This is a genomic window from Thermobacillus sp. (assembly GCF_003390775.1).
GTDB classification, from domain to species: Bacteria; Bacillota; Bacilli; order Paenibacillales; family Paenibacillaceae; genus Thermobacillus; species Thermobacillus xylanilyticus.
The window spans coordinates 82,444-92,130 of sequence record NZ_QEWA01000029.1 but is presented as its reverse complement, the minus strand read 5'-3'; the positions used below and the strand labels follow the sequence as shown (position 1 = coordinate 92,130).

Below are 9,687 nucleotides of genomic sequence, written 5' to 3'. Positions count from 1 at the left end.
AAAGTGCTGCATAGGAGCCTCCTCCTTTGAGGGTGTTTTTTTGCCAAATTCCACTCTACCAAAGGAGAGGCTCTCTTTCTATGTCCGCTTTTTCCAATCTTTACCCCAACGCTAATTTTACTCTAACCCCGGCATCCCGAAATCGGGTTGTTCGTCCGTCAGGCCGTCAGTCAAGAATCTCGCCCGTATCGCCGGTCTTCAAGCCGGCCGCGTTCGCTTCGTCCGTGTCGATGTGCATGTCCAGCGCGAAGCTGTCCGAGACGCGTGCGATGACGTTCTCGAAGACGAGACCGCGTTCGCCGCCGACCCGGACGCGCAGCAGCTGCTTGTCCGCGATGCCCCAGGCTTCGGCCTCCGACGTATGGAAATGGATGTGGCGCGCCGCAATGATGACGCCTTCCTCCACCGTCACCTGCCCGGCCGGGCCGACGATCGTGATGCCCGGCGAACCCGCGATGTCCCCCGATTCGCGGACCGGGGGATTCAGGCCGAGCGCGAACGCGTCCGTGCGCGAGATCTCGAGCTGCGTCTTCGGGCGGGCCGGTCCGAGAATCCGCACCTTCGGGAAACGGCCCTTCGGTCCGATCACTTCGACCGTCTCGTTCGCCGCGAACTGGCCGGGCTGACTGAGGGGTTTCAGCACCGTCAATTCCGCTCCTTCACCGAACAGGGCGGCGATATGTTCCTTCGACAAATGAATATGGCGGGCCGATACGCCGATCGGCACTTGTTTCATGGTCGACTCATCCTTTCGAGCGATATTCCATACCATTCTACTGTAACCCGCGGCCCAAAGCGAATCCTGTGACGCAGATCACGGCCCGGGACACAAAAAAGAGCACGCGGCCGCCTGCGGACGCATGCTCTCGGATGGCTCATCAGTAGAATTCTGCCACCAGTTCTTCGAATTGGGACTGATCCAGGCGCAGATCCTGCCGATACAGACCTTCTTCCCGGAATCCCGGAATCAGGTCTTCGTACGACTTGCGCGTCGTATCGCGGTAGATCAGGCCGGTCAGCATGCCGTTTGTCTCCATGATCTTGTTCATCGCGGCGACGCGGTTCGTCGGATCGTAATCCGGGAACTGGTCGAGGTTGACGATGTTCTCCTTGAACCAGTCGTAGGTGTTCACCTTGTTGAACGTAACGCACGGGCTGAACACGTTGATCAGCGCGAACCCCTTGTGCTGGATGCCCTGCTCGATCAGCGACGTGAGCTGCTTCAGGTCGCTGGAGAACGACTGGGCGACGAAGGTCGCGCCCGCAGCCATCGCGATCTCGAGCGGCGACAGCGGGGACTCGATCGATCCCTGCGGCGTCGACTTCGTCTTGAAGCCGACCGCGCTGCGCGGTGACGTCTGGCCCTTGGTCAGGCCGTAGATCTGGTTGTCCATGACGATGTAGGTGATATCCAGATTGCGGCGGATCGCATGGACGGTATGCGCCATGCCGATGGCGAATCCGTCGCCGTCGCCGCCCGACGCGATGACCGTCAGCTCCCGGTTCGCGAGCTTGACGCCCTGGGCGATCGGAAGGGCGCGGCCGTGAATGCCGTGGAATCCGTACGCGTTGATATAGCCGGAGATCCGGCCCGAGCAGCCGATGCCGGAGATGACGGCCAGATTCTCGGGCTCAAGGCCGACGTTCGCCGCCGCGCGCTGGATGGCAGCCTGCACGGAGAAGTCGCCGCAGCCGGGACACCAGTTCGGCTTGACGTTGTTGCGGAAATCCTTGAATGTCGCCATCGGTCATTTCATCTCCTTGCATGCTTGATACAGTTCGGCGGGCAGGAACGGCGTGCCGTCGTACTTCAGCACGTTCCGGATCTTGTCGGCGCCGCCGACATGCAGCTTGATCTGGTTCGCAAGCTGCGCGGTCGCGTTGTTCTCGATGACAATGACCGTCTTCGCCGCCTGCACATACGGCGCGAGCTCGTCGGCCGGGAACGGCGCGATCTGCCGTACCGTGATATGGTTGGACGTGATGCCGTCCTGCGCGAGACGTTCGCGCGCTTCGTCGATCGTGCCGCCGGTCGAGCCCATGCCGATGATGAGCAGATCCGGCGCCGCATGCGGCGCGTCGACGCGGATGGCGTCGCGGATCTTCAAGCCTTTCAGCTTGCCGAGCCGTTTGTCCATCATCTTGCGGCGGTTCACGGCGTTCTCGTTCGGGCGGCCTTCCTCGTCGTGCTCGACGCCCGTCACATGGTGCAGGCCGCCTTTCTCGCCGGGCAGGACGCGCGGCGAAATGCCGTCTTCCGTGAACTCGTAGCGCTTGAACAGCTTGTTCTCCTCAAGCGGCGGCACGTTCGATACCAGCTTGCCCCGTTTGATCTCGATCTTGTTGTAATCGAGCGGCTCGCAGGATTGCTTGCCGAGCGAAAGCTGCAGGTCCGTCATGACGATGACCGGCACCTGGTATTCTTCCGCAACGTTGAACGCCTCGATCATGTCGTAGAAGCAGTCCTCGATCGTCGCCGGCGCGATGACGACCTTCGGAATCTCGCCGTGCGTGCCGTATACCATCGCGTTCAGGTCCGATTGCTCCTGCTTCGTCGGCAGACCGGTCGACGGGCCGCCGCGCTGCGTGTCGACGATGACGAGCGGCGTTTCGGTCATCCCCGCGAGGCCGATCGCCTCCATCATGAGCGACAGGCCGGGACCCGCCGATGCGGTCATCGTCCGCACGCCGGCGTAGTTCGCGCCGATCGCCATCGTAACGGCGGCGATTTCGTCTTCGGTCTGCACGACCGTGCCGCCGAACTTCGGCAGTTTCTTGATCAAATATTCCATAATCTCGGAAGCCGGTGTGATCGGATAGGCGGACATGAGACGGCAGCCGGCCGCGATGGCGCCAAGGCCGATCGCTTCGTTGCCGATGATGAACAGCTTCTTCTTGCCGTCCGCAGGCGCCAGCCGGAATTCCTCCAGCGGGCCGCCGGCCTGCTCGAGAATGAACGCCGCGCCGCGGCGCACCGCTTCGATGTTCTTCTCCACGATGGCCGGACCTTTCCGGCCGAACTCTTCCTCCACCGCCTTGTTGAACACGTCAAGCGGCAGACCGAGCAGCGCCCAGGAAGCGCCGGACGCCACCATGTTCTTCATGAGCGACGTGCCGAGTTCCTCGGCGATGGCCGTGATCGGCACGGCGAACAGCCGCGCGTCAATGCCTTCCGGAACTTTCGGATCGAACTTGGCGTCCGCCACGATGACGCCGCCGGGACGCAGTTCCCGTGCGTTCAGATCGATCGTCTCCTGGTCGAATGCGACAAGGATGTCGAGATCGTCCGAAATCGCCCGCTTCGGCGTCGTGCTGATCCGGATCTTGTTGTTCGTGTGTCCGCCCTTGATCCGCGACGAGAAATGCCGGTAACCGTAGAGATAGTACCCGAGACGGTTCAGCGCGGTCGAGAAGATCCGGTCCGTGCTCTCAACGCCTTCGCCTTGTTGTCCCCCGATCTTCCAAGACAATTGACTGATCAAAATGTCCATCTCCTCAATTGATCGTTCGCAATGATTCGACAACACTTTCGCAGATCAAAAATTTTTTTCTCTGCGATCAAATAAATTTTATGACTGTCCGTTGACATTTGCAAGCCATTTCAAGCTTTTATCGCATAGCTCTTTTCGAACGAATCGATATCGTTCCGAGATCGAACCGGAAAGCGGCGTCAGGCCGGCGGAAGCTGGCTCGACAAAAATCGGAAAGCGTTTCCGCGCGCAATGTTCTCCGTCAGTTCCTCACCGTACCGAAGCGCCAGCATGTCCAGCAGCCGTGCCGTGCCGTCCGGTCCGTCGAGCCCCCGGATATGGCGTTCAATGCCATCGTAATCGGATCCAAGCGCGAGGACGCGCTCCCCGCCGAGCTCCAGCACGCGTTCGATATGCGGAATCAAATCTTCCGGCCCGGGATCGTCCCTGTCGCTGACGAACCATGGAACGAATGTCAGGCCGATCAGCCCGCCGGCGTCGATAATCGCCTTGATCTGATCATCGCGAAGATTCCGGGGATGATCGCAGACCGATCGCGCATTGGAATGGGAAGCGATGACCGGCCGCGCACTCTCCTCGATTGTCTCCCGGAATGCCCGTTCGGACAGATGAGACACGTCCACTATTATGCCCAGCTCGTTGCAAGCTCTAACCAGTTCGCGCCCGGCCCGCGTAAGCCCGCCGCCGCGCGGCTCCATGACGCCGTCGGCCGCCCAGTTCGCGTCGTTCCATGTCAGGCCGAGCATGCGGAGTCCGAGCCGGTGGAGCATGCGAAGCGCGGCGAAGCTGCCCTCGAGGCCTTCCGCGCCTTCGAGCGCCAGCAGCGCCCCCGGCCGTCCGGGACCGCAGGCGGCCAGATCGGCCTGCGAGCGGACGAACGTCACATGCGGGCAGGTCAGGACTTGACGGTAAAACCGATCGACCGCCTGGACGACCGACATGAACGTCTGCGGCACGCGCTTCGGCAGGTAGACGGCGAACGTCTGCAGGACGGCGCCGGAAGCGGTCAGCTTGCCATAGGTGACATCCAGCCCGTCCGAACCCGGTCCGTCAAAAGATTCCGCCTCACCGGTCAGCAGCTTGGCGAGCACATCGCAATGCAGGTCCGCAAATTCCCTCATCCCCGACCCTCCGCTTCATTCGGTGGTTTCTCGCCTTTCGGCAGCAAAAAAAACCCGTTTACGGCCGTAAACAGGTTGCATGGATTTCCAATCTCGTTCCTTCGGATCGTTCCGTTCGCCAAGCAACGGATGAAGGTATGCCGTTGTGTTTGTCTGCTGCAGTCAGCGAGGCTCGACGATCAGTTTGATTGCCGTGCGGTCTTCCCCGTCAATGACGATGTCGGTGAATGCAGGAATGCAGATCAGATCCACCCCGCTTGGCGCGACGAATCCCCGGGCGATCGCCACGGCCTTGATCGCCTGATTCAACGCACCAGCCCCGATTGCCTGCAATTCTGCGCACCCGCGTTCGCGCAATACGCCCGCCAGCGCGCCTGCGACAGAATTTGGATTGGACTTTGCTGAAACTTTTAATACCTCCATGGAAAGTACCTCCTCGGGAATGATGGATGGAATCCACTATTCATCTTATTCGAGAGGGGTCGAAAAATTCCTGCTGTTGTACACGCACTTTGCACACTGTTCCGAATTGATTGACAATTTGCGGCGGCAAAAGGGCCGCCTTGCGGCCGTTTTGCTACTGCATCAGCAGCCATTCATCCTCCGTCAGACGAATCTTCGCGATCGATTTCGCTTTGCCGGTCGCGTCGTCAATTTCCGCCAGAACGGCATGGAACTGCCATTTGCCTTCGTCGACCGTGAACCGGGAAGGCAGCTGCGTCAGAAAGCGGTATTCGACGGATGACCGCTCCATCCCCAGCACACCGTCCCGCGAGCCGACCATGCCGACATCGGTGAGGCAAGCCGTCCCGCCGGGCAGAATCCGGTCGTCGTTCGTCTGCACGTGGGTATGGGTGCCGACGACAACCGACGCCCGTCCGTCCAGATACCAGCTCATCGCGATTTTCTCCGAAGTCGCTTCCGCATGGAAGTCCACCAGAATGCAGGGCGTCTGCGCCTTGAGCTTCCCGATCAGCTCATCCGCCGCCCGGAACGGGCAGTCGAGGGGCGGCAGGAAGGTGCGTCCTTGCAGATTGAGAATGCCGAGCGTCTTGCCGTTCGCCTTCACCACCGTCGATCCTCTTCCGGGCGTGCCGGGCGGAAAATTCGCCGGCCGGACGATGCGCGGCTCGTCATCGATCCATTCGAAGATATCTTTGTTGTCCCACGTATGGTTCCCCATCGTGATCGCGTGTACGCCGAGTTCATAGAACTCCCGCGCGATCGCCGCCGTAATGCCGCGGCCGTGTGCCGCGTTCTCCCCGTTGGCCACGATCAGATGCGGCTGATATTTGCTCTTCAGCGACGGCAACACTTGCTTCAATGCGGCGCGTCCCGTGCTGCCAACGATGTCGCCGATGAAGAGTACGATCATGCATTTCCCTCCCAATATGGATAAGAGAGCGGCTGGCAGGTACCAGCCGCTCTCAGGTCGTTCATTTCGCGTATTCCACAGCGCGCGTCTCGCGGATAACCGTGACCTTGATATGTCCCGGATAATCGAGTTCGCTCTCGATCTTCTTCGTGATGTCGCGCGCCAGCCGGAACGCCTCGATATCGTCGATCTTGTCCGGTTGCACCATGACGCGCACTTCGCGGCCGGCCTGGATGGCGTACGATTTCTCGACGCCTTCGAACGATTCCGTAATCGCTTCGAGCTTCTCCAGCCGCTTGATGTACGTCTCGAGCGTCTCGCGACGGGCGCCGGGACGAGCCGCGGACAGCGCGTCCGCCGCTCCGACCAGCATCGCGATGACGGACGTCGCTTCCGTATCGCCGTGGTGCGACGCGACGCTGTTGATGACGACAGGGTGTTCCTTGTACTTCTTCGTCAGCTCGACGCCGATCTCGACATGAGAACCTTCCACTTCGTGGTCCAGCGCTTTGCCGATGTCGTGCAACAGTCCCGCCCGCCGGGCCAGCATGACGTCTTCGCCGAGCTCGGCGGCCATCAGACCCGCCAGATAGGCCACTTCGATCGAGTGCTTGAGCACGTTCTGGCCATAGCTTGTACGATAGCGCAGACGTCCGAGAATCTTGATCAGATCCGGATGCAGTCCGTGAACGCCGACCTCGAACGTCGCCTGTTCGCCGTATTCGCGGATCCGCTCGTCGATTTCCTTGCGGGATTTCTCGACCATTTCCTCGATCCGCGCCGGGTGAATGCGTCCGTCCGCCACCAGTTTCTCCAGCGCGGTGCGCGCGATTTCGCGGCGGATCGGGTCAAACCCGGACAGGATAACCGCTTCCGGCGTGTCGTCGATAATCAGATCGATGCCGGTAAGCGTCTCCAGCGCGCGGATGTTGCGGCCTTCCCGGCCAATGATGCGGCCTTTCATCTCCTCGTTCGGCAGCGCGACGACCGAAACGGTCGTCTCGGCCACATGGTCGGCCGCGCAACGCTGAATCGCCAGGGAGATGATGTTTCTCGCCTTCTTGTCCGCTTCTTCCTTGGCCTGCTGCTCGATATCTTTGATCATCTGTGCCGTCTCGTGACGGATTTCCTGCTCGACATTCGACAGAATGATCTGTCTGGCCTCTTCCGAAGTCAAGTTGGAGATGCGCTCCAACTCCTGAACTTGCTGACGATATATCGCGTCAATCTGTTCTTGCGTTTCCTCGATTCGCTTCTCTTTGTTGGCCACTTGCTCTTCCTTGCGCTCCAGCGCTTCCAGCTTGCGGTCCAGCGACTCTTCCTTCTGCTGCAGACGCCGTTCCAGGCGCTGCAATTCATTCCGGCGTTCGCGTGTTTCCCGTTCCGCTTCGGCTCGGAGTTTGTGTACTTCGTCTTTCGCCTCGAGAATCGTCTCCTTCTTCAGCGCGTCGGCTTCCTTGCGTGCGTTCTCCAGAATCTGCTCGGCAGCCTTCTCCGCGCTCGAGATTTTCGCTTCGGCGATCGATTTCCGTACCCAGTAGCCAATGCCAAAAAATACTGCGCCAACAACGAGAACGATCGGGAGCCAGATCCAGATTTCGATAGGCATCCTCTCACCTCCTCGTTCTCACCAAAGCCGAAGCCATGGATCGTATTCGGTTCTCAGCCGGTGTTCCACCGTTTCTTTCGGTTCATGTCGAAAAAGATCGGTTCGAATCAATTTCTGGAAGGAAAATCGATTCAAAAAGAAGGAATACAGAATCATTTTATCTTTTGTGAAAATCAATTGTCAAGCAATCGCCCGGGCGCCGTCAGTCCCCGTAAAAGCCGTCATCCTCCGCATCCGCCGCCCCGTCTCCGGCCGCGGCGCGGACGGCTTCCCGCACGACGCTTCCGGTATATCCGCGGCGGTACAGAAACTGCGCAAGCTTGCGCGTGCGGTCCCGGAATTCGCCCCGGAGCGAAGGCCATTTCTTGAGCGCCGCCTCGACGGCCGCGCGCCGCTCCGTCTCCGGATGGAGGTTCCGGATCGCCGCATCCGCCTCACCCCGGCTGATGCCTTTCCTCAATAATTCACTCCGGATCAAATTTCTTCCTTTATAATAGCCTTCCGCCCGCACGCGCGCGAACTCCCGCGCATACCGGCTGTCGTCAAGGTAGCCTTCCCGCGCGAGCCGATCCAGCGCCGCCTTCGAGACCTGCTCGGGGAACCCCCGGCGCGACAGGTACAGCGCCAGTTCCTTCCGGGTGCGGCTGCGCCGGCCGAGACTCGCCAGCGCCGCCCCGTAGGCTTCCTGTTCGTGCGCCTCGCGCCCGATTTCGGCCAGCTGTTCCTCATCCAGCTCCGTTCCCTTGAACAGACGATGGCGTATCAGCACATCCTCGTGCACGACGAGCAGCGGCTCGTCTTCCCCATCTCCGTAAATGACGTAGCGGCCTTTCCCGTCCCGTTCGACCGCGCGGATCTTGTGCGGCATGAACGCTCCTCCTCAAGCAAAAACGGCTTGCGCGTCCACAATGGAAGGCGCGCCCGTTTATTTCTTTTAAAGCGACGCGGGCACCTTGGCAGAAGGTGCCCGCGTATCCTTACGCTTCGAAATCGTCTTCGAATTCGTCGTCCTCATCCGGCGAAGCAGCGAAGGCCGACGTTGCCGACGCGCCGATCAGATTGCTGGCGTCGCGGATTTGCTTCTCGATCTTGGCCGCGATGTCGGGACGGTCCTTCAGATATTGCTTCGCGTTCTCCCTGCCCTGGCCGAGCCGTTCGCCTTCGAACGAGAACCATGCCCCGCTCTTCTGGATGATATCCAGCTCCGTGCCGATGTCGATCAGGCTGCCTTCCTTCGAGATGCCTTCGCCGTACATGATGTCGATTTCCGCCTGTTTGAACGGCGGCGCCACCTTGTTCTTCACGACCTTGATGCGCGTCCGGTTGCCGACGAGCTCGCTGCCCATCTTGATCGTCTCGACGCGGCGCACTTCCAGCCGCACGCTCGCGTAGAACTTCAGCGCGCGTCCGCCCGGCGTCGTCTCCGGATTGCCGAACATGACGCCGACTTTCTCGCGGAGCTGGTTGATGAAGATCGCGATCGTCTTCGATTTGCTGATCGCGCCGGACAGCTTGCGCAGCGCCTGAGACATGAGCCGGGCCTGGAGGCCGACATGCGAATCGCCCATCTCGCCCTCGATCTCGGCTTTCGGCACGAGCGCCGCAACCGAGTCGATGACGATGATGTCGATGGCGCCGCTGCGCACGAGCGCTTCCGCGATCTCGAGCGCCTGTTCGCCCGTATCGGGCTGCGAAAGCAGCAGCTCGTCGATGTTCACGCCGAGCTTGCTCGCATAGAGCGGGTCAAGCGCATGCTCCGCGTCGATGAACGCGGCTTGGCCGCCGATCTTCTGCACTTCGGCGATCGCATGCAGCGCGACCGTCGTTTTTCCGGACGATTCGGGCCCGTAGATTTCAATGATCCGTCCCCTCGGCATGCCGCCGACACCAAGGGCAATATCCAGCGCCAGCGAGCCGCTGGGCACGGTCTCGACCGTAAGACCTGCCTGCTCGCCCAGCTTCATGATGGAACCTTTGCCGAATTGTTTCTCAATCTGGCGCAAAGCCATTTCCAACGCCGCACGGCGATCCGACACAATACCACTTCCTTTGCCGTTATGATCCCATATTAAAGCATTTCCGGGCGATTGC

9 protein-coding genes are annotated in these 9,687 nt (G+C 60.5%); all 9 read right to left on the bottom strand.

Annotated features, from left to right (window positions below; translation table 11 throughout):
• Positions 1-166 precede the first annotated feature (166 nt).
• The 9 genes from pduL to recA all read right to left on the bottom strand — a co-directional run bounded on the left by pduL (position 167) and on the right by recA (position 9,632).
• Positions 167-736 carry a phosphate propanoyltransferase gene (gene pduL / locus C6W55_RS04675; RefSeq protein WP_015254885.1) on the bottom strand — a complete coding sequence of 190 codons (570 nt, stop codon included), beginning with the start codon at positions 734-736 and terminating at the stop codon, positions 167-169.
• A 142-nt stretch (positions 737-878) separates the two neighbouring features.
• The gene (locus C6W55_RS04670) at positions 879-1,745 is read right to left on the bottom strand and encodes a 2-oxoacid:ferredoxin oxidoreductase subunit beta (protein WP_015254886.1); all 867 of its coding nucleotides are present in this window, start codon (positions 1,743-1,745) and stop codon (positions 879-881) included.
• A gap of 3 nt (positions 1,746-1,748) precedes the next feature.
• Complete coding sequence (locus C6W55_RS04665) at positions 1,749-3,482, bottom strand: 2-oxoacid:acceptor oxidoreductase subunit alpha (RefSeq protein ID WP_015254887.1); 1,734 nt, start codon at positions 3,480-3,482, stop codon at positions 1,749-1,751.
• Positions 3,483-3,670: 188 nt separating this feature from the next.
• Positions 3,671-4,612: a dipeptidase gene (locus C6W55_RS04660; RefSeq protein ID WP_015254888.1), complete on the bottom strand. Its 942-nt coding sequence runs from the start codon at positions 4,610-4,612 to the stop codon at positions 3,671-3,673.
• 162 nt (positions 4,613-4,774) lie between these two features.
• Entirely contained in the window at positions 4,775-5,035 is a 261-nt protein-coding gene (locus C6W55_RS04655) for a stage V sporulation protein S (RefSeq protein ID WP_015254889.1), read from the bottom strand.
• A 154-nt stretch (positions 5,036-5,189) separates the two neighbouring features.
• A complete protein-coding gene (locus C6W55_RS04650; RefSeq protein ID WP_015254890.1) occupies positions 5,190-5,987 on the bottom strand; it encodes a TIGR00282 family metallophosphoesterase in 798 nt (265 codons plus the stop codon).
• Positions 5,988-6,048: 61 nt separating this feature from the next.
• Entirely contained in the window at positions 6,049-7,596 is a 1,548-nt protein-coding gene (gene rny / locus C6W55_RS04645) for a ribonuclease Y (RefSeq protein WP_015254891.1), read from the bottom strand.
• A 202-nt stretch (positions 7,597-7,798) separates the two neighbouring features.
• Positions 7,799-8,464 carry a regulatory protein RecX gene (locus tag C6W55_RS04640; protein WP_015254892.1) on the bottom strand — a complete coding sequence of 222 codons (666 nt, stop codon included), beginning with the start codon at positions 8,462-8,464 and terminating at the stop codon, positions 7,799-7,801.
• A gap of 109 nt (positions 8,465-8,573) precedes the next feature.
• Entirely contained in the window at positions 8,574-9,632 is a 1,059-nt protein-coding gene (gene recA / locus C6W55_RS04635) for a recombinase RecA (RefSeq protein WP_015254893.1), read from the bottom strand.
• Between the last annotated feature and the right edge of the window lie 55 nt (positions 9,633-9,687).